This window comes from Methylomonas sp., assembly GCF_023228165.1.
Classification (GTDB): Bacteria; Pseudomonadota; Gammaproteobacteria; order Methylococcales; family Methylomonadaceae; genus Methylomonas.
Genome location: NZ_JALOBS010000012.1, coordinates 111285 through 132781, shown reverse-complemented (window position 1 = coordinate 132781; position 21497 = coordinate 111285). Strand labels below are relative to the sequence as shown.

Genomic DNA, 21497 nt, shown 5'->3' with positions numbered 1-21497 from the left:
ACCAAATATATTCTACGATCAAACAGGCTGGTGGGCAGGCTATATCAAGGGACTGGGTTTTTTTAATTTGTTCTGCGCCTTCAACCAAACCCCAAACCGGGTCAAAGCCCAGCCACGGGTAAAAATATCGATACTTAAACAAAAACAGATAAACCACATCGAAGACAAGGGCCACTCTTGCCATAACAAAATGCCCAGGAATACGGACAACATGCCGCCGAATATTGCCACATTGAAGTGGGAAAAATGCACCGCATAGCCGGCAAACACCCGAAATAATCCTTTTATCATCAAATATGCCGCGGCCAGCATAATTAATTTGTCAGCCGGTTTATTCAACTCTGTGAGCAACATGATGCCGACAATTGAATCTAACACCGCGATCTGCAAATTCGTATAAAACTCTTTGGTATGGCGCCAAAAAACGGCATCCAAACAGGAAAAAGCCCCGCTGGCCAGAATCACAATCGCCACCATTGGTAGCCATGAACTGTTTTGAAACATAATCCTGACATCCGGGATTAACAGGGAAAACAAGGTTAACAGCCCGCCTGAAACCGTCAAAACCAGTCCGCGCACAAACAAGGTATTACGCTGCGGTAAAAAATGATCGAAATCGGTAAGTCCGTCAGTTTGGCTCATACGCCCTCCTAAAAATCATGTCGTTGGTCAATTAATTAGGCGTCGCCAGTTTATTAAAACCCCTTGCCATGCAAAGCACAAACTCGAGTTACACAATAGACCCGCGACCACCAAAGCGCCAAACCAATCAACGCTATCCCTCGCATAAAATAGCAGTTGCGGCTCCGGAACGCCAAGCCATTATGTCTTGGCAAACTCAATAGCGAAACTAGACAACGCTACCTAAGGGTCATTCCTCGCGGAATAAATCCATAATCATTTTCTTTTCGTCTTCCGCCAGAATATCTTCAGCAAAATGACGATTGGATCGGCGCAGATGCTTGGCAGCTAAAGAGTTTCTTCGCTGAGTGCGCCGCTCGGTCGCACGCCTATCCGCCGTACGACGCTCCATTTCTCTACGGTCATGCTTTGGCCATAATTCATAGCTCTCCCTCATCACAGCTATCCATTCCTGCGAATTGAATGGGAAGGGATTAGCCCTTCTTTCACTTTGGCGCCGTGAATGATTACGGCGAAAATGCGTTTCTGAACTCATGGCAATCAATAAATGCTCAACCTTTATACTAACAGCGATTCTAAGGACAATTAAACATAGTAATTATGTTATATATCAATATGTTAATTCAATATACCAGCTTTTAAGCTGCCTTGCTAATGGGTCATTTTTGCAATGCTTTTCCAGTTACCTACCTTGATTTGAACATTTCTGAACGCAATTGGTTCATGCCCCCCCGCGCAGAAAAATCTACCTTTACAATAAAGACGACCGGTCGCATAATTAGCCCATGCTGACTTTAAAGCCTAAACAAATCAAAAAAGACAAACTGCTGGAGCAGGGGGTCAATTTATTGCTGGAAAAAGGCTACCACGCCGCGGGCTTGAAAGAGATTCTGGACACGGTACGGATTCCCAAAGGCTCTTTTTACAGCTATTTCAATAGCAAGGAACAATTTGCCGCGGAAGCGGTCAGCCATTACATAGAACCCTTTATTCAACGATTGACGACACATTTGCAAAATCCGGGCGCGGACGGTTTATCTGCCTTAAAAACCTATTATTCGGAATTGATTGCGGAAGTTGAGCAAACCGGCTTTAAAGGCGGCTGCTTGTTGGGTAATTTAATGGGTGAGATAGGCGATACCAGCCCCTTATGCCAAAAGGCTTTGTTGGACGCTGTCGAACGGTACAGTAATCTGCAAAAAACCGCATTGGAACGCGGTCAGCAACAAGGCAAGGTACGCTTGGACAGATCAGCAAAAAGTATGGCCAACCTTATGTTAAACAGCTGGCAAGGCGCGCTGCTGCGGATGAAGGTTGAGCAATCCGTGGACCCGTTGCAGGCGGTTTGTCGGGATTTGTTGGATGATTATTTCAAAGCAAGGGTCAATATATGAATGCCGCGGGCGCGAATTTGATTCTGTTAAATGCAATAAAGCCCTGCATGAACAAGACGCCAAACTAGGTTTCGCTGCGGTTCTACCCAGCCTACGGAATATAATTAATCCGCTGCCCATCGGGCAGCATTTTTTAACACCGGCGAACTAGACGACCGGTCGATTATTAGGAATTTATAATGCCTAAATTCATTATAGAGCGCGATATGCCTGGAGCCGGTAAACTGACTCCAACCGAACTGCACGGTATAGCCCAAAAGTCATGCTGCATACTGCGTGACATGGGGCCGCGCATTCAGTGGCTGGAAAGCTACGTCACCGCCGACAAGATCTATTGCATTTATCTGGCGGAAAACGCACAAGCGATTCAGGAACACGCCAACCTAGGCGGTTTCCCTGCTAATCGCATCGAAGAAGTCAAGACCATCATAGACCCGACTACGGGCGATGCTTGATTAACCACCACCACACGGGGAGAGAACCACAATGAAAAACATACCTAGCAAGCTAAAAACCTTTAGCATCACCTGCCTGCTCAGCGCGGCCAGCTTATCGGCCAGCGCCGACGAAACCTGCGCCTCACCTTACATGGCTAAAATCACCGGTCAGGAAGACTTTGTTTACATCTGGACCCTAGGCTCGGAAGGCGTCGGCGATGAACAGGACAAACTGGTCACTGTTGACGTCAACCCAAAGTCAGCCAAATACGGCAAAGTAATTGGTAGTCTGTCGGTTGGGGGACGAAACGAGGCGCATCATTCAGACTTTACCGATGACCGTCGTTTTCTGTGGGCCGGCGGCCTGGATACCAACAAGATATTTATCTTCGACGTAGCGACCGACCCTGCCAAACCCAAATTGACAAAAACCATCACCGATTTCGTCGCCAAAAGCGGCGGCGTGGTCGGCCCGCATAGCTTTCATGCCCTGCCGGGACGAATAATTATTACCGCCTTGTCGAACAACAAGGACCACGGTGGCCGTACTGCCATCGTCGAATATAGCAACGCCGGCGATTACATTGCCACCTACTGGCTGCCAACCGACAGCAACCTGCAAGGCGCAATCAAATCCGGCAAATACGCAGACGGTTACAATTATGATGTGCGGGTGTTGCCGCGCAAAAACATGATGTTGACCTCCTCGTTTACCGGCTGGTCAAATTACATGATGGACTTCGGCAAAATGTTGCAGGACCCGGAAGCCATGAAACGTTTCGGCAATACTATGGTGGTGTGGGATTTACATAGCCGTCAGGCGAAAAAGGTATTGGACGTACCGGGCGCACCTTTAGAAATTCGTTGTGCCTGGGGTGAGAACCACAACTATTGCTTTACCAGCACAGCGCTGACCTCGAAAATCTGGTTAATCCACGAAGACGACAAGGGCGAATGGCAAGCTAAAGATGTGGCCGACATCGGCGATCCCAGCAAAATCCCGCTGCCAGTGGACATTTCCATCTCCAGCGACGACAAATCGCTCTGGGTCAATACTTTCCTGGACGGCATGACTCGCCGTTTCGACATTAGCGATCCATATCACCCTAAACAAGTATTCGAGCAAAAAATTGCTTCTCAGGTCAATATGGTCTCATCCAGCTGGGACGGCAAACGCTTGTATTACACCTCGTCGTTATTGGCCAACTGGGATAAAAAAGGCGTGGATAACGAACAGTTTTTCAAAGCCTATAGCTGGGACGGCAAAAAGCTAACCGAGCAATTCTCAATCGACTTTACCGAGGAGAAACTGGGCAGAGCCCATCAAATGCGTTTTGGCGCTTACTCCTTGTACGGCAAAAAAGCCGAAATGTAATATTTTTACCCCGGCCGGCTTATCCGGCGACCAACCGCCATTTCTTGAAATGGCGGTAAAACCGGATAAGCCGTATTTTTATAGCTCTCTGCCGTGGAGAGTTTAATTTATCCCAAGCGAACTGCCGCTTTGAAAATCAGGTTAGACGCGGTAGGCTAGTGAATCCAAGCCAACCCAGCCTCAAGCATTCGCCCTCATGAAAACTAAATCACTGGTTATCGTCGCAGTCTTGGCGCTACTGATTACCCTGTTTTACTACAGTCGACGCCCAGAACCCGTAGAAGTGGATGTGCTTACCTTAACAACCGGCCAAGTTCAATCCACGGTAGCCAATACCCGGGTCGGCACGGTCAAAGCCTGCCGCCGTGCTTATCTGGCCCCGGCCACCGGCGGCCAAGTGGCGGCACTGCATGTCAAGGAAGGCGACAAAGTCAAACAAGGCCAGCTGCTGCTGGAAGTATGGAACCAGGATTTAAAAGCCCAGGTCGGCTTGCAAACAGCCCAGGTCAAAGCCACTAAAGCCAGTGCCGAGCAGGCTTGTCAATTGGCGGGCAGCGCCGAACGCGAAGCCGCGCGCTTATCCCGCTTACAGACCAGCAAACAGATTGTCTCGGTTGAACAAGTCGACAAGGCGGTCAGCAGCAGCAAATCGCAGCGCGCGGCCTGCCGAGCGGCGCTACAGAATATTGAAGTAGCTGAGTCCCAAGTGACGGTTGCCGAAGCCGGCGTGCGCCGCACCCTGGTATTAGCGCCTTTCGACGGCACCGTAGCCGAAGTGAATGCCGAGCTGGGCGAATTCGTCACGCCGTCGCCGCCCGGCATTCCTACCCTGCCGCCTATCGATTTGCTGGACATCAGCTGCCTGACCGTATCGGCACCGATAGACGAAGTCGATGCCGCCGCGCTCAAACCCGGCATGCAGGCCTGCGTATCCCTGGATGCCTTTCCCGACAAGCGCTGCTCGGGTATCGTCACCCGCATTGCCCCCTACGTGCTGGAAAAAGAAAAGCAAGCCCGTACCGTGGAAGTGGAAGTAACCTTGAGGGATCCGAAGGATTTAGCCGAATTATTACCCGGCTACAGTGCCGATATAGAAGTACAACTGGCCAAGAAAGATGACGTACTCCGTTTGCCGGCGGAAGCCATTCTGGAAAACAACCGGGTGTTCAAGTTGGACGAAGACAATGTCTTACACGAACAAAGCTTTCAAGCCGGGTTATCCAACTGGAGTTATACCGAAGTTTTATCCGGCCTAAAAGCCGGCGACCGGGTCGCACTGTCGATCGGCAAGGAAGGCGTGACGGACGGCGCCAAGGTCGTCATCAAGCCATGATCCAGCTCAGTAATATCCACCGCGACTTTCAGGTCGGCGAACAAACCGTGCACGCCCTGAACGGGGTGGAGTTATTGGTTCGGCACGGCGAATATGTGTCTGTGATGGGCCCATCCGGCTCGGGCAAATCCACCTTGCTGAACATCATCGCGCTACTGGACCAGCCGACGTCGGGCAGCTATATCCTGAATGGCCACGACGTCACCCGGCAAAGCGATGACGAGCTGGCCAAAATCCGCCGAGAAAACATCGGCTTCGTGTTTCAGTTTTTTCACTTGATTCCACGCCTGACGGCCGCCGAAAATATTGAAATGCCGCTGATACTGGCAGGCATCGACAGTAAAGTGCGTCAGCAGAAAGTGCGGCAAGCGTTGGCGGACGTGAATTTGCTGGATAGGGCGGCACATAAACCCAACCAATTGTCGGGTGGCCAGCTACAGCGCATCGCTATTGCCCGGGCCATGGTTATGCAACCCGCCATTTTGCTGGCCGACGAGCCCACCGGCAATCTGGACAGCAAAGCCGGCATGGAAATTATTGATTTATTGGAAAAGCTCAACAGCCAAGGCGTGACATTAATGATCATCACCCATGACAGCAACATCGGCGAGCGGGCTAGCCGACGAATTCGTATTGTCGACGGTGCTATCGAGAAATAATCGAAACGGTGTGAAGCAAAGGTAATCTTATGGCGGATTTACGTTTTTCTTGGTGAATTTGCCGAGCTTCCTGTTGCATGTGACTGCATAATGCACAGGTGGTACCCGATAATAGCGCCAACTCTTCCGCGGATATTTCATCGCCGCAACGCGAGCAATACACTATTTTCCGTACTTTTTTCATTTTGACCCTCCTTTTTTTTAGAGGTCAACAGAATAAGTACATTCCGCTACTTATTTTGTCGAAAAACCAGCATTTCTGGCTTTAATGTTCGGCAATATTCCGGTCTAAAAGTTCTATATTAGATTTATGCATGAGCAAAACCTGCGAAATGGCGCCACCGTTTTGCCAATTTTTACGGCTTAGGAATGCGGCTTGCGATTTAAGGGCGGGTCTGATTGAGATTTTCGAAACCAGAAGCGACAAGTCCTTCCCCCGGTCCAAGGCAACAGCATTTAGGGCCGGGTTAAGAACTTGTTTGGGGGGCAGTGGACGGTACTATTTTTTAATGCTTTTATAACCCTCTTCGCTCTCCAGCATAATTTTCTGGCCTTCTTCCACCATGATCCGCCCTTGATCGATTTTCAGCTGGCCGTCGCGCTGCATGGACAAGCCTTTTTCCACCATTTGCTTGCCTTCCTGCCAACGGCTGCCTAGCTGGGCGATACCCTGACTGTCCCGCAACATTTGATCACCGGACAGAATTTTTTCCGGCGCGGGCGGCGGCGTGGTTTCGCCGGCACAACCGCTGATTAAAACGGCTAAACCCATGCCTGGGAGACTATATATTAAACGGTTGGTTTTCCGCATTGTGAGCCCTCTAGTTTCAACAAATCAAATAAAAAATCATCTAAGGATTGCTATTTTACAAATAGATTTAACTCATCCGCCACACCGCAAACAAAGCCATGGTAAACACCGCTGCACTGGGTGCGATAGCCATTAACATCGGGTTCATGTCATACACCAAGCCCATATGACCGGCGATCCTATCCAAAATATTAAAACTCATACCAATCAACACGCCCATCATGATACGGCCGCCGGTACCAATGCCGCGACCGATACCGATCACAAACGGCGCGGAGACCATCAGCATAACAAAAGTGACCAATGGATTGATCAAGCGACTCCAGAAAGCCAACTCGTAATTCTGCGACTTTTGGTTGTTGGCTTTCAAAAAAGCAATGTAGTTGTACAAATCGAACAGCGACAAATTGTCGGAATTAACCACCGCCACTTTCAACAAATCGGAATCGATACTCGACTGCCAATCCAGTTCAGACAAGCTATTGGCATTGATTTGCTTGGGCGAAATGAAGGATTGTTTAACATTCGTCAATTGCCAGCGCTTATTCCCCAAAAACTGGCCGTGTTCGGCCTGGGTCACTTCGCTCAATTTGTGCTGTTCGTCGACTTCATAAACCCGGATATCACCCAGGGAACCGTCATCGAGAATTTGCCGTACATTGATAAAACGATTGCCTTCCCGGAGCCACATGCCGTATTGCGAACGCAATACCACTCCATTGTTCTGGGCTGTGGTTTTTAATATTTGCGCGGCACGCTCGGCGGACGGGGCCACAAATTCACCGACTCCCACCGCCACCACAACCAGCACCAAACCCGCCAACATAATGCTGCGGATGATCCAGCCTATGGATAAACCGGCCGCCCGCATGGCCACAATCTCGCGATTATTAGCCATGGCCCCTACCACAAACAAGCTACCCAGCAATGCCGCAGAGGGCACCAAATCGAAAAACACTCGCGGCGACGTCAACGCGACGTACAAGATAATTTGCTTTAAGCCGTAATTGCCGTGCCCCAAGTCTTTTAACTCGTCGCTGAAGGTAAACAGGTTAAACAAAGTCAGCAGCAACAATACAGCCAGTAATGAGCCTTTGGTTACTTCCCTTATGATATACAAGGTCAAAACATTCACAAAGCCACCTTACCGGTTAATTTTAGCATCACCCATTTCCAGCTATATAAACGTACCAGCATGAGCAAGCCCACCATCAATAACAAGGCTTCCACCCAAAAATAGCCCAACCAGGTTGGCACTATTTCACTCATCACCCAACTATGATTGACGCGCTGCAAATTGGCATAGGCAAAATAAATGCCGAAAGCCACCAAAACGCTACCGTACACACCGCCGCGCGGTGAAGATTTAGCCAGCGGCACAGCCAGAAACGCCAACAGCAGCACACCAAACGGCGCGTTCAGCCTATCCTGAAAATGTGCAATATCGGCAAGCTGTTTGGATTGCCACAGTTTGCCCGTTGGCAACGCCTCCAGATGCGGCACAAAGGCAACCGCCTTCTTCTCTACCAGTACCGCATATTCTTTAAAAGCTTCTATGGTGTAGTCTTTCTGCCCCGGAATTCCCTGCACCCGTTCGCCTTGCTCCAAAATCAGATACAAGCCTCCCGGCAAATACTCCAGCCGCCCATACTCGGCATTCACGACCCCCAGCTTATTACCTTGTTTGTTCTGTACAAACACCTTGCTCATTTTGCCGCCGGCATCGACATTTTCAGTGTAAAAAATCAGCTCTCCGCCACTGTATTCACTAAACCGTCCCGCGGAAATGCCGCGAATGTCGGCATTCTCGCTATCCTGATGCATCAATTGTTCGCTCCGCGCTTCTGCCCACGGTGCCGCATACATCGATAACCCGGCCGCACAGATACTTAACGGCACAATCAAGCCAAACACCGATCGGTAAATGGTAAATACGCCGCCGCCCGCAGAGGAAATCGCCACCATTTCCTGTTCGCGATGCATGCGCCCCAATACCATTAACACCGACATGAATAAAGCTGCGGGCAAGAAGGTTGCCGCGGCTACCACGATTTTCAAGCCCAGCAGCGCTAAAACGGTTTCGCTGGCAATATTACCTTCGATGGCCTGGGCCAGAATTTTGATGAATTTACGGCTGACGATAATCACCACCAACACCGTTAAAACCGAAACCACGGTTTTAAACAGGTCTTTGATGATCATCTTGTCCAACACGGTCAGCAGACGGAAAGGACGGCCGGCGCCGGGTAGATTTCGATCAATGTTCAAAAAAATTCTCCAGATATTTAAACCGTTGAGCCTCTAGGAAAATTGTCGCCAATTAAAAGAAAACCAATGCGCCATCAGTCCTTTTTGACCGCAGTGAGACCATTTCCCGTGAAGAATATCCCAACTGCCGGGTACATTTTCTGTTAGCAATCGCCTTAATTTTAAGCGTTTCCAATCATTCAAAATCGTTTCTCCCGCAAAGGCGGGAGCACGGCACTACCTTGGATTATCTCTTTGGCGGGAATGACGAGTTGTTAGAACTACACTTAAGGGGATAGACCTGTTGTGCAAAAAATTCAGATTCTACAGAACAAATGACAGGTTCAATATCGGGATTAATGACACTCGGCATCCTTAAGCGAATACAGCCTGTTTTGCACATACTCACCCCAAAAATAGGCGACGATTTCCTGGATTTCCCAGTCATGGGAACGACACACCTCGACCAGCCTGTCCAACTCGTCCTTCACGGCGTCAATTTCAGACTTCATAGTCTTGTAGCTGGTGCTTTGCAGGAAATACTCGCTCAGTTCACTTTCGTTATTGAGGTAGCGACTGCGCAATTGTTGCCAATCCAAATTAAGTTCCTGCATCAGTCGAAACAGCGGCGTGGTCATGCAGTTTTCCCTCAAATCATTGCAGGCCGGTTTACCCAGGTTTTCCTGAGTACCGGCCAGATCTAAAACATCATCCGCTAATTGATAAGCCAATCCCAGTAAATAGCCGATTTCCTTCAAGGCTGCCTGTAATGCTTCGGGGGTGTCGGAGCGGATCAAAGCGGGTGCCTGGGTACAGAATGCAAATAAAGCGCCCGTTTTGCCGCGCGCCACTGCGAACAAATCCTCCGTACTGGGCGAAAATTGCGGCTCAGACAGCACTAAATCCTGAATGGCCTCGCCCCGACAGGTATCGTGAATACATTCGGTAAAAACGCTGGCACAAGCACTGTTTTGGGTTGCCTGAACATGATTGACCGCCAGACTGAACAGATAATCGCCATACAACACGGCACTTTTATTACCGTGCGACGCCTTAAAACTGGCGGTATTCCGACGCATCGGGCTGTCATCAATCACGTCGTCATGGATCAGGGTAGCCAAATGAACGACCTCAATGGCGATAGCCGCTTCAATCGCTGCGTTCAAATCGACTTTATTGTCCTTCGCGTTTTTCAATAACAGCCTGGCACGGCTGAGTTTTGCTCTTTCTATATTACCTGCGGACGGAAAAACTCGTAAAAGATAAGGATCCTGCGTCAGAAGCTGAGTGAGTTTTTGTCGGATAATTTCTGTTTCTGCCGCCATGTTATTATTTTAGTAGTTAAAAATACGTAGATCGTGATGTGTTTCGTTGCCCAAATCCGGGCTCGGTTTCCCATTATATGATTTTCGGGTGCCTTAAACATCAACACAGCATTTTTCAATCCAGACATAGTCCTGAGCGAAGATGGTTTGTGAGAAATGACCAAGCAATTCTATGTTGGGATTTGTCAATTAATTGAAAGTGTTTTGCCTTGGCTTCGTTGAGTGATTGGCCGGCATCATTATCGCTGTATTCGGCGGCGAATGCGTCCATTTTTTCCAAGGCGGCACTCTGTTTTAGCTGGCCTTCCGTCTCGCCCGGCGAGCGGAACTTTTCATAACGTATCGTCATGTCTTGATAGCTGTAGCAGTTGCGTATTTTGGCTTTGTTATCCTGATATTCACTCGGAAAGCGGCAACACCTGCACGGCGAAGCATTCATCTGCCTAGCAAAGTGTTCCGGAATATGGCTATCAGCGAGATAGTAAGCGACGATTGACGCATTCTTGCTCTTCGCCAGCACATTATCGTTGGTCGGGCGAGAACGTAGCTCGATGCGCAATTTCTCCAGCGGTTTCACCACCCGATGATCGATATACTCCGGGCCTCTATCCGAATGGCAACTGCTCGGCGCCGGTCTTGATAATACCGGCGTCGGTGAATACTGAATACAGCCGGTTAGCCAACCGGCTGGTTTTGCCCGGAACCGGTGCAGCCTATCCCTGTCCGCGCATTTACAGCGGGCATAATGACACCGGTAAACAGCATTTTTGCCCTTGAGTCTGCAGTGACGCAATCATGCCTCCCTGATCCCATTTTTCGCTTTCCAAGGCCGACATCACGCAGGAAATTCATCGCTTCGCTCAGGTGAATGTGTCATTGGACAAGGCTAACACTGTACTAAGTTTATCGCATGTGCGACGATATCCGCCGATTTTATAGGGGTAACAAGGCGTTGCTTCTTGCACAACAATATTATTTAAGGCCTATGTCAACACAACAATTATTTTTCATGGAACCCGACCAGGATTACCGCAGCGACAGTCTGAAAGCTGATGTAGCAGTTTCCGATAGACCTCTCGTTGCCGACACTGCACAGCATTTTGAAGACTGTCACAATGACTACTTATTTGCTTGGGCTAACAGCGATAATTTGGCTTTCCATTACGGTTATTGGGACAGTCCCGAACCCTATAATCAGCACCAGGCTCTGATCAATAAAAACCAATTGCTGTACGACAAGGCGAAGATTCGTCCTACCGACCGAGTGCTCGATGCGGGCTGCGGCATTGGCGGCAGCTCTATCTGGATGGCAAAAAATTTCGGCAACCGGGCCACCGGCGTCACCATTAGTGGGAAACAGGTTGGTTACGCGACCAATTATGCCAAGAAAAAAGGCGTCGCAAATCTGGTTGATTTTGTGCAAACGGATTTTTGCAATACTCCGTTCGAAGATGAAAGCTTTGATATAGTTTGGAATGCCGAAGCGGTGAGCCACACCCAATTTAAAGGCGCTTTTCTAAAAGAAGCATTCCGCCTGTTGAAGCCCGGCGGCCGCATCGTTTACTGCGACGCTTTCATGATGCAACGCGGATTCAATGAAGAACAATGGCAAACCATGCTGGGGTTTTTCAACGGCTGGGCGGTACCCAACCTGTGCTACTGCGACGAATTTCAGGGCTTGTTGGAAGGCTGCGGTTTCCAAGGTATTGAACTGGATTATATTCACGAACAAACCATTCAGTCCGCCGAGTACATGTATAAAGTCACCAAACGACTTTATCCGTTACAGAAGCTGAGTCAATGGTTGGGCTTACGCAACAAGGCGCAAACGGCCAATTACTACGCAGGGCTTGCACAATACGATATGTTCCGCAATCGTTATGCTGAGTATTGTGTTTTTACCGCTACTAAACCGTAATTGTCATTGCAAGCGAGCCTACCGCACGTGAAAACCTATTATTTGGAACTGGACCAGGACTACCATCAACCTGACGCACCCACTAATGCCGAACTTGATGACGAGGCGCTGATACAGGACACCGTCGAATATTACGAGTCTTGTCACAACGACTATCTATTTGCCTGGTGCAACCGGCAAAATCTGGCCCTGCACTACGGCTATTGGAACAGCGAGCAAGCGTACGATCATCATCAAGCGCTGCTGAATACCAATCGCCTGCTGTACGAAACTGCCCAAATTCAGCCTCACGAGCGGGTCTTGGATGCGGGTTGCGGCTTGGGCGGCAGCTCCCTCTGGATAGGCAGCGAGTACGGCAACGAGGTGGTTGGCATCACCGTCAGCCAGAAACAGGCAGACTATGCGAACCAGCAGGCCAGGCGCAGACAGCTGGATGCAAAAGTTAGTTTTGAAGTGGCTAATTACTGCGAAACTCCGTTTGCAGACGCATCGTTTGATATCGTCTGGGCATTAGAGAGTTCGTGTTATGCCCTGAAAAAAGATGATCTTATCCGGGAAGCATTCCGTTTATTGCGCCCCGGCGGACGCTTGATTTTGTGCGACGCCTTTATGCTGAAGCGCGAGTTTAACGAACAAGAGTGGAAAACCGTGATGGGATTCCTGAACGGCTGGATGCTGCCTAATTTGTCCGACCGGACTAACTTCAGCGCCGGATTGGAACAGGCAGGATTCAAGGATATCCGCATTCAGGACATCAGCAGCAACGTCCTGCCTTCATCCAAACACATGTATAAAACCTCCCGCCGCCTGAATCCAGTACAAAAAATCAGTCAGTGGTTAGGATTACGCACAGCGACCCAAACCGCCAATCACAATGCCGGGCTTGTCCAATACGCTTTTTTTCATGACCGTATGGCGGAGTATTTGGTGTTTTGCGCCACAAAACCCTAAAAAGACTTAAACACTCGTATTCCTTATCGAAACAGCAGCTGTTTCGACAAGGTTGCGGCAGTTGAGAATGAGGTCTTTTGGAAGAGGCGAATTGACGCAATCGACCCACTACTGCCTGTTGCCTATAAGCATGGAGTGCTCGCTTACCAACTTAAGCCGTCAGTCAATCTACCAGAAAATAGCTAAAATGATGCTAGAAAGTAGGCTGGGTTGAATGATAATGAAACCCAGCTTTGAAGCCGAAAAGTATTGAAATTCAAAAAACATTTTGGATGCAAAGAAACTTGGCTGTTTCAAAGTAACCGCTGGGTTTCGCGTTGCTCTACCCAGCCTACGGCCCTACCTAAATAGACAAAATTATGTTCATAGAAATTATCCAAGACGGTGCTGGAGTCATAGAACAAGATCAAAATGCAGTTACTGGTTTTTATACCGGAGGTATACAGAATTGCTTAATTACTGTTTACGAGTGTGATAGCGCTACGATTATGATTCATGATTCAGGTCAACTAAGGCTAAACGATATTTGCGAATTGATTAGGAAGCGTGGGCGAGTGAACAAGGTGACTGCATGCTTTGGTCATCGAATAGCGTGGAATCTTCATCAGCCTAGGCTAAATCGAATATTGTCCAACATTGGGTATAGAGCGGACGAAATCATCGACGAAAGGCCAAGTTCACTCGATAGTTTTTCTTTTATCTATCCATTAAATGGAAATCCAACTATAAGTGAAAACGAGCCTTTTGACGCTTGCATTTCTATTCCTGACAAAGAAAAGCGTCAGTCCGTAGTCGAACTAAATAACTTTTTCTTAGCGTCAAATGCGCAGTCTCTCCCTCTAGATGTCCAGTATGTAAATGGGAATTATGCTGGTCCTGGTAAGTTAGTACATTCGCTTGAGGAAATGATTAATACTGTCAAAAGCCAGCCTCAGCATTTCTTTTTAAATCTAGCATTTCTTGAAAAAGCAAATTCACTTGAAGTGATAGAATTACCCAGTGAACTGAGCAAAATAGCAAAAGAAAATACCGTAAATAGATTCATATATCAATCTTTCGATAAGACAGATCTGGCTAGACAAGAGGCTGCTTTTCGTCAGTGCTTTGGTGATTGATGGTAATTGATAATTTTCTATCCGAAATATCGCATAACACTGCGCTCCAGCCGACGTCAGGTCGCGATGTATCTTCCTTGGCTGAGTTAGGCGTGAGGTGGCGCGGTCACTAAACTGCAACGTTCTCTAGTACATACACAATAATGGAAGGTCCTATGCATAGACTCTTTGCGTTCTTCGGCGTTAGCGCGGTTCTTTGGTTGCTCTACTTTTTCTTTGTCTCGTACATGTACCCGCAGCTTCAAGAGCGCGGCCTGTTTGGGGACAGCTTTGGTGCTTTCAGCGCACTCTTCACGGGACTTGCCTTAGCTGGAACTGCGTTCGCGATCTACAGGCAGGACGAGCAAACCAGCGACCATGAGCGTCAGCTAGACAAGCAAGCGGAGTTGCAGCAGCGAACAGCAGTTGCACTTGAACGCAACTCCACAATAGAACTTGTAGTTCTCATCAATCAAATGCGCGAGCAGAACACGACAGAGATTGTGTCAAGCCTGAAGTTTCTGAAGGCAGCTTCAAGAGACCCGAACGCCGCCGCTGCAGTCCGCGAAACAGCGATAAGTGCAAAGCATGCCGTCGCCGCCCAACGTCTGCTTATGGATGCTCACAATCGGAGCCTTCAAGCCCTTGTCAGTGCTTGGGAGTTGCCTATCGACTTGGCCAACGCGCTTGCTTCTCGGGATAAACCTCACGATCTAGAAGCATGGGAAGACATGATAGATGGGCTGATGGCAAAAAACGGCGCCGACAGAACGGACGCCACCTAACCCTTCGTTGCACCGGCCGCGAAGCTTGCCAGCCTTTTGTGGACATTCCAACCCAACGGATCAACAGCCATGTAGGCCGGAATAGGCGTTTCCGGCAAACTTTAAATCGCCAGAAACGCCTATCGGCTTATTCTGGCCTACGATTTTGGCTAAATTGAAAGGCATGAATAGTACGCCATTGCTGCCAGCCAAGCCCGAAACGTCTGTGGCTGCAAATGGCCGATCGCCGCCACTGGCAAATTTTCGACTGGAATGCCCGGCAGTTTTGAAACTGCAATACGCATTAAAACTTGTAAATCGTTCGCAAACGCAGGAAATCGTTGTTGCCCCAGCGACCGAACTGGGTATCTTCCGGACCGTTGAAAGATACCCCCTTCCAGGTTGAAAAACAGGTTATCGTTTGGTTTGTATTTAATGCCCGCGCTCAGGCTATAGTCCGTTTCGGCATTGCGCACGCCCAAGGCGTAATAACTCCATTCGTCGTGTTGCTTGAATTGGGTTTTTACTAAACCGTATTGCGAAACAAGCGTGCTTTTCGGGATGATTAAACCATTTCAAGCCTTGTGCCTATTGAGACACGGACCTAAAAGAACTCATTTAACTCCAAAGGAAGTCACCACCCACTCTTGTCGCTGCGCTGTTCCCGTCACGGGTTCTATTCGGTTGATGGGGTTTTACCTGCTCATCCGTTCTTATGCCGAATACAGTAAGATCGGCTCAGTCCAGCCTGATGTTAACAGCGCTGTCATGTATAATTTGCGCAAACGCCCGGATTCGGGAAGCCTTTCAATTTACGACACGTACAGACACTGCCATGGACTATTCTATAGAAAGCGTAACCTTAGACAAACTACAAAGCGAATGTTTGCTGGTTGGCATTTACGAAAACCAACAGCTTAGCCCTTCCGCTAACGCTTTGGACGGCCTATGCGACGGGCTGATAGGCAAACTCATCGCACGAGGCGACATCAAAGGCAAAAACGCCGAAACCTTATTAATCAATAATCTGCCGATTGAGCATATTCAACGCGTGGTTTTAGTCGGCTTTGGCGAACACGGCAAACTCACCCGCAAACAATTCCGCAAAGCCCTGGCGGCGGCAACTAAAGTCTTAAAAGACAGCAAAGTCAAAAACGCCAGTGCAGCGTTGCTGGATATCGAATTGGCCCAATCCGACGCTGAATGGCTGGCACGGCAGATTGTGGAAGTGATAAACGACGGCGTGTACCAATATACCTCCACCAAGCAATGCGACGATAAAGTTCAATTGCAGACGCTCACCCTGGTTACAAACGATGCCAACCAAGCCTTGGCGGAAACCGGCTTGGCGCAAGGCATCGCCATCGCGCAGGGTATGGCCTTGACCAAGCAATTGGCCGACCTGCCCGGCAATATCTGCACCCCAACCTACCTGGCCGAACAAGCACTGGTTTTGGCCGGCCAGCACGACAAACTGAACGCCGAAATTCTGGAAGAAAGCGACATGGAACGCCTGGGTATGGGCGCATTTTTGTCGGTATCGCGCGGTAGCCGCCAGCCGGCCAAACTAATTTGTCTGGAATACCAAGGCGGTGATGAACATGCCAAACCCATCGTTCTGGTCGGTAAAGGCCTGACTTTCGACGCCGGCGGTATCTCGCTGAAACCGGGCGCCGGTATGGATGAGATGAAATATGACATGTGCGGCGGTGCCAGCGTGCTGGGTATTTTGCGCGCGGCCAGCATGCTAAATCTTAAGTTGAATATCGTTGGTCTGATTCCGTCTTCGGAAAATCTGCCTGATGGCGCCGCCAACAAACCCGGCGACATCCTCACCAGCATGGCCGGCAAAACTATCGAAGTACTGAACACCGATGCCGAAGGTCGCCTGATTTTATGCGATACCCTGACTTACGCCAAAAAATACGACCCGGATGTGGTGATCGATATGGCCACCTTGACCGGCGCCTGCATCGTGGCCTTGGGCCGGGTGCCCAGCGGTTTGTTCGGTAACGACGACAAACTCTGCAACGATTTGCTCAGCGCCAGCGAGACCGCTTGCGATTTAATCTGGCGCATGCCGATTTGGGAAGAATACCAAGAACAGCTCAAATCCAACTTCGCCGACCTGGCCAACATCGGCGGCCCGGATGGCGGTAGCATCACTGCCGCGGTGTTTTTGTCCAAGTTCGCGGAAAAATACCGCTGGGCCCATATCGACATTGCCGGCACCGCTTGGCGCACCGGCGCCGGCAAAGGCGCCACCGGTCGTCCGGTTGCCTTGTTGAGCCAATATTTGATCAATCGTGCCGCGGCATGAAACCGGAACAGGCATCGGAGCTGACTTGCCCGCACTGCGGGCATAAAAAAACCGAAATCATGCCGACCGACGCCTGCCTGTGGTTTTACGAGTGCGAACATTGCCATACCCTGTTGCGGCCCCAACCCGGCGACTGCTGCGTCTTCTGTTCCTACGGCAGCGTTAAATGCCCGCCCCAACAAGCGTGCTGCCAACCGTGCCCGAAGTAGTCTTTTACGTCCTGGCCTCCAGCTCCCAACACCAGCGCCAGGACTTCGCCTGCAAACTGATCGACAAAATCTATCGCGGCGGCCAGTTTTGCTATGTGTTGACCGAGCATGAAGAACAGGCTAATGAAATAGATAAATTATTATGGACGTTTCGCCCCGGTAGTTTCGTGCCGCATCAATTGTATGGGAATCAGCTACCTGCCTATCAAAACACCATACTGATCGGCGGCAACGCCATTCCGGAAAACTGGCAAAAAATCATCATCAATTTGTCCAGCCACTTCCCGCCCACCATAGCCCCCACCGAGCGCATCGTGGAAATACTCGATAACAGCGAGGAAAGCAAGCAAGCCGGTCGCCAGCGCTATAAGCATTATCTGGAGGCAGGACTGGAGATTATTACCCATAAGCATGAGGGTGGTGTTTGGATTGAAACGCGGACGGGTGGTTGAGTCAGGTAATTTATCCGATTACGCTATACCCACCCGGTAGGTCAGGGTGCGCGACAGCCTTCCCTGATAATTTCGAAGCTACGCTACTATGTCACGTAACCGCTCGGCAATTGCTCCTGCATTGCTCTACCTCCTTGCATACATGCAGTCGTATCGCGGCAACGTGACCTACCTGGCTTTACCGTTAAGTTTTGGCCGTGTTTTTCCGATTTACTCAAATGAGCTTGGGAGGCTGGATGAAACCAGTATTTAAGGCCCCAAGCGAGACGGGGGTTTGCAACCCCGTCTCAAGCGTTTTGGCTCCGTTGATTACGATAAAAACCAAACCGTACCAGCAATTTCGGCAACCGGCGTACATCTAAAGCACCAAACCTACACGCTTTCCTAACCGATTATTCAATGTCACCGAATTGAAACAATAACCCAATAAACTCAGCTAATACACTAGTCAGGGAGTCTCCGAATGCGCGCCGGTTTATTGCTTGTTATCTGCGGTTTTTTATCTTCATCCGTTCAAGCTTCGCTTGAATTCGATTCGGGGGTTTTGTCATGCGCGGATGAACCGGCAAATTGCAGCAGCGACCTCGTTAATATAAGTTTGTCGGTGAATACCGCGCGTCCGTTGCCTCCGCTCGCCAGACTTGAATTAAGCAACTTCATAACATATCCAGTTCAGCCTGCGGTGCAGTTCCGTCAAACCAGTGGCGGTAGTCCAATCGCACAATCGGTCGTTCCGCGAACACTTTTAGCCGGCACCATAATTTGGCTAAATCCAAATAGAGAGCTGATCTGGAATACCGCAGGTGCCGGTGATAGCGTAAGCCTGAATACTGGACAATTAGGGGCTGGCATATCGATTTCCGGCCAAAGTGGTCTTGTATTGCCGAGGGCGTCGTTAACACCATCGCCGGGAGAAATCACCATCTTGTCTCCTGGCGGATCAATCAGTGCTGATAACGGCGGTTTCGTTTCGCTTCAAACCGCTTCGATTCTATTTACCCAATCACTCGTCGAAATGACCAGAATTGGTTACGGCGGGACAATCAGCGTAGGCAGCGGCAGCTTAAGTTCGCTCAACAGCGCTTCTACCCCCGCCAACTTACTCTCCAGCAACGCGGCCTTTGCGGCGCCACTGCCGGCCTCGTTTAACCTATTGCTCGCCGGGCTTGCATTTATGCTATTTGCATCCCGTCGTTCTGCTGTGCATAAACCAGCCGCCTACTAGCTGGGGCTAACATAAACCGCGTGGCCGCAACAGTATTCGGCAATCACTGCGATTTGGCAAAAATCAGAAGACCATTGGCCGGAATAGCGATACTGGCCGAGCGCGGCAGACCGTGCATTGCTGCGCCGGAGGTATACACACCCTTGCCGTTGCCGACCATCCAGGGATTCATCCAGTTATCGTAAAGGTCGCTGTTAAATTCTTCTTTCCAAAAACCGGGTAGCGGAAACCCTAGCCGATATTCGTGAAATGTGACTTCGTTGAGGCTGACCACCACTACCACATCATGCCCCGCTCCCGGCAGCCAGCGATGAAAAGCCAAAATACGATTTCGATTATGCACGTGAAAAACATTCAGTCCGCCGCCTTTCAAACCGGGCAGCCGATTGCGGGTCGCGATCAGCTCACGGCTAAAACGCAGAAAATCGACTCGGGCTTGACCGAGGTTATCCCAACCAAGCTCATGCCCGCTATGCGGTTGATCGCTCCATTGCTTATCTTCCAGAAACTCCTGTCCCATAAACAGATGGGCAATGCCGGCGGCGGTCAGCGTCAACCCCAGCGCCACCCGCGAGCGGCTGCGGGCATACCAGGATTGCGTGTTTTCGCTGTCGGCGATTTTGGGGATACGCCAGCCTCTATCCCGACGGACGATGTCATGGTTTTCGGTGCATTGCACCGCCCGCCATTTGTCGTCCAAATTAGGCGTGGCGATTTCCCGGGCAATCCGGCCCATATCGACTAAAGCGCCGGTGCCGGCGGAGGCCTGTCCAACAGCCGCGCGCACGGCTTCGCGCAAACCGTCGCTCTGGGCGGCATCGAAACCGGCCCCGCCTTGCCAAGTCGGGCTGACGACTGCCTGCTCGACCGGCCAGGATTCGGCAATTTGGATCGCTTGCGGCTTGATAAAGCGGCAGGTATCGGTCAGGTGCTGGCAAAAACGCCAGCCCTGTTCGCCACCGCTATTTTTTATCACGCTGACTTCATCGTAGCGAAAACCATCACAGTGATATTCCTGCAACCAAAATTTGGCATTGTCGATTAGAAATTGTTTGACCTTGTCGTTCCAATAGGCGAATACCAATCCGCCCGCCCAGCCTTGATCGGAAAAATATAAACTGTTGTCCTGGCTGTCGTCGGGTTTGCGGTCGAAAAAATAAATACCCTGGTCGCCAAAATCGCCGCCGGCATGGTTGTAAACCACATCCAATATCACGGCGATACCGTGCAAATGGCAAAGATCTATCATTACTCTGAGTTGATTGGCGGACCCTTGAATATCTTGCAGCCTATAAGAGGGCAGGTGAGGGTTGATGTCATACAGCAACTGATTGACCGATGCCAGATAGCGGTCCAGCGCCGGATCATCATCCTTGACACCGTAATCGGTTTCCGGCGAGAAGTAATCTACCCCGTTATAACCCACGCTGAACAAGCCCGGAAATTCGACGATGGGCAATGGCTGAATGGCATTGATACCCAGCGAACGCAGGTACGGCAGTTTCCCGGCCACATCCAGAAAAGTACCGTTATTACGGCCCGCCGGGATGAACCAAACCCCGATATGTAATTGGTAAATGACCAGCTCATCAAAGGCCGGCGGCCGAAAGTCATGGTCGTGCCAGGGAAATGTTGACGGGTCGACCAACAGACACTGACAATCCGGCCAGATTGGCTCGGCACTCAGTTCGCGAGCATAGGGATCGCGTTTTAACCCCTCGCTACCGCCCACCGGCCCAACCACATAAAACATGTACCGCTCACCGGCGGTAAGATCGGCCACAAAACCGCCCCAATAGCCGTCTGCCGTGGCTTGCAGCTTGGCCTCCCGGTGATTTTGCCATCCTGAAGCCGTTTTGCGGTAATCCCAAAGCAAACGCACTTCCCTAGCCGCCGGCGCCCAAACCCGAAAAGTGGCGCCGGCACCGGTCTCCAGCAGATTACCGCCCATCGCTGTGAGATTATCGATATATTCCAGTGTCAGGGTCCGCATGCTGTTCATAAACTCTCCGGATTGTGAAGAAAAGCAACGACCATCATTCACGCTAGTTGCCGGTTTTGCGCTATTCGTTCAAGCGCGAATAAGCGTAACTACCTGATTTAAATTGGCTTAAGTATGCGAGCAGTAAACAACGAAAGCAACCGTTTTTTCTAACTAAGAATATCAGTCAATTGCATTTTCAATCATCTGCCCCGCACCATCCTAAGTTTGCATGCGCCATGCTTAGAAAGCCATTCGAACCTATTCCTCAAAAATTCCAAGCAGGGGAACGCTACTTTTCTGCAGCCGCCGGAGGCGCCGCTACCGAGCACCTGAGCAGCAAAATGATGGGGCGAATCA

23 protein-coding genes are annotated in these 21497 nt (G+C 50.0%); 13 read left to right on the top strand and 10 right to left on the bottom strand.

Translation table 11 applies throughout. The annotated features are described in order from the left end of the window. Positions 1–39 precede the first annotated feature (39 nt). On the bottom strand, positions 40–642 hold the full coding sequence (locus M0R33_RS11120; protein ID WP_292568765.1) for a hypothetical protein: 603 nt from the start codon (positions 640–642) through the stop codon (positions 40–42). Between the two features lie 229 nt (positions 643–871). Then, on the bottom strand, positions 872–1177 hold the full coding sequence (locus M0R33_RS11115) for a hypothetical protein (RefSeq protein ID WP_292568763.1): 306 nt from the start codon (positions 1175–1177) through the stop codon (positions 872–874). Positions 1178–1427: 250 nt separating this feature from the next. On the opposite strand from M0R33_RS11115, the gene M0R33_RS11110 reads away from it, so the two are divergent. From M0R33_RS11110 to M0R33_RS11090, 5 genes are all read left to right on the top strand, one after another. Continuing rightward, entirely contained in the window at positions 1428–2036 is a 609-nt protein-coding gene (locus M0R33_RS11110; protein ID WP_292568761.1) for a TetR/AcrR family transcriptional regulator, read from the top strand. Positions 2037–2215: 179 nt separating this feature from the next. After that, positions 2216–2491 (top strand): DUF4242 domain-containing protein, encoded by a 276-nt coding sequence (locus M0R33_RS11105; protein ID WP_292568759.1) that lies wholly within the window; start codon positions 2216–2218, stop codon positions 2489–2491. A 31-nt stretch (positions 2492–2522) separates the two neighbouring features. Continuing rightward, positions 2523–3848: a selenium-binding protein SBP56-related protein gene (locus tag M0R33_RS11100; RefSeq protein WP_292568757.1), complete on the top strand. Its 1326-nt coding sequence runs from the start codon at positions 2523–2525 to the stop codon at positions 3846–3848. A 196-nt stretch (positions 3849–4044) separates the two neighbouring features. Next, entirely contained in the window at positions 4045–5181 is a 1137-nt protein-coding gene (locus tag M0R33_RS11095) for an efflux RND transporter periplasmic adaptor subunit (RefSeq protein ID WP_292568754.1), read from the top strand. Further along, positions 5178–5840 carry an ABC transporter ATP-binding protein gene (locus tag M0R33_RS11090; protein ID WP_292568752.1) on the top strand — a complete coding sequence of 221 codons (663 nt, stop codon included), beginning with the start codon at positions 5178–5180 and terminating at the stop codon, positions 5838–5840. Before M0R33_RS11095 ends, M0R33_RS11090 begins: the two co-directional genes overlap by 4 nt. On the opposite strand, the gene M0R33_RS11085 is transcribed toward M0R33_RS11090, so the two are convergent. The 6 genes from M0R33_RS11085 to M0R33_RS11060 all read right to left on the bottom strand — a co-directional run bounded on the left by M0R33_RS11085 (position 5827) and on the right by M0R33_RS11060 (position 10800). After that, positions 5827–6024 (bottom strand): hypothetical protein, encoded by a 198-nt coding sequence (locus M0R33_RS11085; protein WP_292568750.1) that lies wholly within the window; start codon positions 6022–6024, stop codon positions 5827–5829. The two genes, M0R33_RS11090 and M0R33_RS11085, sit on opposite strands and share 14 nt — an antisense overlap. Positions 6025–6339: 315 nt before the next feature. After that, positions 6340–6651: a hypothetical protein gene (locus tag M0R33_RS11080; RefSeq protein WP_292568748.1), complete on the bottom strand. Its 312-nt coding sequence runs from the start codon at positions 6649–6651 to the stop codon at positions 6340–6342. A 67-nt stretch (positions 6652–6718) separates the two neighbouring features. Next, the gene (lptG, locus tag M0R33_RS11075) at positions 6719–7786 is read right to left on the bottom strand and encodes an LPS export ABC transporter permease LptG (RefSeq protein ID WP_292568746.1); all 1068 of its coding nucleotides are present in this window, start codon (positions 7784–7786) and stop codon (positions 6719–6721) included. Further along, the gene (gene lptF, locus M0R33_RS11070; protein ID WP_292568744.1) at positions 7783–8919 is read right to left on the bottom strand and encodes an LPS export ABC transporter permease LptF; all 1137 of its coding nucleotides are present in this window, start codon (positions 8917–8919) and stop codon (positions 7783–7785) included. The genes lptG and lptF overlap by 4 nt, the downstream gene beginning before the upstream one ends. Before the next feature lie 335 nt (positions 8920–9254). Next, on the bottom strand, positions 9255–10223 hold the full coding sequence (locus M0R33_RS11065; RefSeq protein ID WP_292568742.1) for a polyprenyl synthetase family protein: 969 nt from the start codon (positions 10221–10223) through the stop codon (positions 9255–9257). A 115-nt stretch (positions 10224–10338) separates the two neighbouring features. Further along, positions 10339–10800 (bottom strand): hypothetical protein, encoded by a 462-nt coding sequence (locus M0R33_RS11060; protein ID WP_292568740.1) that lies wholly within the window; start codon positions 10798–10800, stop codon positions 10339–10341. A gap of 408 nt (positions 10801–11208) precedes the next feature. On the opposite strand from M0R33_RS11060, the gene M0R33_RS11055 reads away from it, so the two are divergent. The 4 genes from M0R33_RS11055 (at position 11209) to M0R33_RS11040 (ending at position 14971) form a co-directional block, all read left to right on the top strand. Next, positions 11209–12141: a methyltransferase domain-containing protein gene (locus tag M0R33_RS11055; RefSeq protein WP_292568738.1), complete on the top strand. Its 933-nt coding sequence runs from the start codon at positions 11209–11211 to the stop codon at positions 12139–12141. 27 nt (positions 12142–12168) lie between these two features. Next, positions 12169–13092 carry a methyltransferase domain-containing protein gene (locus M0R33_RS11050; protein ID WP_292568736.1) on the top strand — a complete coding sequence of 308 codons (924 nt, stop codon included), beginning with the start codon at positions 12169–12171 and terminating at the stop codon, positions 13090–13092. A 359-nt stretch (positions 13093–13451) separates the two neighbouring features. Further along, complete coding sequence (locus M0R33_RS11045; RefSeq protein ID WP_292568734.1) at positions 13452–14207, top strand: hypothetical protein; 756 nt, start codon at positions 13452–13454, stop codon at positions 14205–14207. A gap of 155 nt (positions 14208–14362) precedes the next feature. Further along, complete coding sequence (locus tag M0R33_RS11040) at positions 14363–14971, top strand: hypothetical protein (RefSeq protein ID WP_292568732.1); 609 nt, start codon at positions 14363–14365, stop codon at positions 14969–14971. 149 nt (positions 14972–15120) lie between these two features. Here M0R33_RS11040 and M0R33_RS11035 read toward each other — a convergent pair whose 3' ends face one another. Next, positions 15121–15426, bottom strand: coding sequence for a hypothetical protein (locus M0R33_RS11035; protein WP_292568730.1), 306 nt, complete (start codon positions 15424–15426; stop codon positions 15121–15123). Positions 15427–15785: 359 nt separating this feature from the next. Here M0R33_RS11035 and M0R33_RS11030 point away from each other — a divergent pair, with 359 nt between their 5' ends. The 4 genes from M0R33_RS11030 to M0R33_RS11015 all read left to right on the top strand — a co-directional run bounded on the left by M0R33_RS11030 (position 15786) and on the right by M0R33_RS11015 (position 19156). Next, on the top strand, positions 15786–17270 hold the full coding sequence (locus tag M0R33_RS11030) for a leucyl aminopeptidase (RefSeq protein WP_292568728.1): 1485 nt from the start codon (positions 15786–15788) through the stop codon (positions 17268–17270). Then, positions 17267–17479, top strand: coding sequence for a GDCCVxC domain-containing (seleno)protein (locus tag M0R33_RS11025; protein WP_292568726.1), 213 nt, complete (start codon positions 17267–17269; stop codon positions 17477–17479). The genes M0R33_RS11030 and M0R33_RS11025 overlap by 4 nt, the downstream gene beginning before the upstream one ends. Then, positions 17437–17931 (top strand): DNA polymerase III subunit chi, encoded by a 495-nt coding sequence (locus M0R33_RS11020; protein WP_292568724.1) that lies wholly within the window; start codon positions 17437–17439, stop codon positions 17929–17931. The genes M0R33_RS11025 and M0R33_RS11020 overlap by 43 nt, the downstream gene beginning before the upstream one ends. Positions 17932–18394: 463 nt before the next feature. Beyond that, complete coding sequence (locus tag M0R33_RS11015; protein WP_292568722.1) at positions 18395–19156, top strand: hypothetical protein; 762 nt, start codon at positions 18395–18397, stop codon at positions 19154–19156. Between the two features lie 43 nt (positions 19157–19199). On the opposite strand, the gene M0R33_RS11010 is transcribed toward M0R33_RS11015, so the two are convergent. Continuing rightward, positions 19200–21158: an alpha-amylase family glycosyl hydrolase gene (locus M0R33_RS11010; RefSeq protein ID WP_292568720.1), complete on the bottom strand. Its 1959-nt coding sequence runs from the start codon at positions 21156–21158 to the stop codon at positions 19200–19202. Positions 21159–21497 lie beyond the last annotated feature (339 nt).

Excerpts from the sequence above, each read along its gene's own strand:
- M0R33_RS11025 (WP_292568726.1), top strand. The coding sequence starts at position 17,267 with ATGAAACCGGAACAGGCATCGGAGCTGACTTGCCCGCACTGCGGGCAT.
- M0R33_RS11110 (WP_292568761.1), top strand. The coding sequence starts at position 1,428 with ATGCTGACTTTAAAGCCTAAACAAATCAAAAAAGACAAACTGCTGGAG.
- M0R33_RS11095 (WP_292568754.1), top strand. The coding sequence starts at position 4,045 with ATGAAAACTAAATCACTGGTTATCGTCGCAGTCTTGGCGCTACTGATT.
- M0R33_RS11030 (WP_292568728.1), top strand. The coding sequence starts at position 15,786 with ATGGACTATTCTATAGAAAGCGTAACCTTAGACAAACTACAAAGCGAA.
- M0R33_RS11115 (WP_292568763.1), bottom strand. The coding sequence starts at position 1,177 with ATGAGTTCAGAAACGCATTTTCGCCGTAATCATTCACGGCGCCAAAGT.
- M0R33_RS11105 (WP_292568759.1), top strand. The coding sequence starts at position 2,216 with ATGCCTAAATTCATTATAGAGCGCGATATGCCTGGAGCCGGTAAACTG.
- M0R33_RS11015 (WP_292568722.1), top strand. The coding sequence starts at position 18,395 with ATGCGCGCCGGTTTATTGCTTGTTATCTGCGGTTTTTTATCTTCATCC.
- M0R33_RS11090 (WP_292568752.1), top strand. The coding sequence starts at position 5,178 with ATGATCCAGCTCAGTAATATCCACCGCGACTTTCAGGTCGGCGAACAA.
- M0R33_RS11100 (WP_292568757.1), top strand. The coding sequence starts at position 2,523 with ATGAAAAACATACCTAGCAAGCTAAAAACCTTTAGCATCACCTGCCTG.
- M0R33_RS11010 (WP_292568720.1), bottom strand. The coding sequence starts at position 21,158 with ATGAACAGCATGCGGACCCTGACACTGGAATATATCGATAATCTCACA.
- M0R33_RS11120 (WP_292568765.1), bottom strand. The coding sequence starts at position 642 with ATGAGCCAAACTGACGGACTTACCGATTTCGATCATTTTTTACCGCAG.
- M0R33_RS11040 (WP_292568732.1), top strand. The coding sequence starts at position 14,363 with ATGCATAGACTCTTTGCGTTCTTCGGCGTTAGCGCGGTTCTTTGGTTG.
- M0R33_RS11080 (WP_292568748.1), bottom strand. The coding sequence starts at position 6,651 with ATGCGGAAAACCAACCGTTTAATATATAGTCTCCCAGGCATGGGTTTA.
- M0R33_RS11020 (WP_292568724.1), top strand. The coding sequence starts at position 17,437 with ATGCCCGCCCCAACAAGCGTGCTGCCAACCGTGCCCGAAGTAGTCTTT.
- M0R33_RS11065 (WP_292568742.1), bottom strand. The coding sequence starts at position 10,223 with ATGGCGGCAGAAACAGAAATTATCCGACAAAAACTCACTCAGCTTCTG.
- M0R33_RS11085 (WP_292568750.1), bottom strand. The coding sequence starts at position 6,024 with ATGAAAAAAGTACGGAAAATAGTGTATTGCTCGCGTTGCGGCGATGAA.
- M0R33_RS11045 (WP_292568734.1), top strand. The coding sequence starts at position 13,452 with ATGTTCATAGAAATTATCCAAGACGGTGCTGGAGTCATAGAACAAGAT.
- M0R33_RS11055 (WP_292568738.1), top strand. The coding sequence starts at position 11,209 with ATGTCAACACAACAATTATTTTTCATGGAACCCGACCAGGATTACCGC.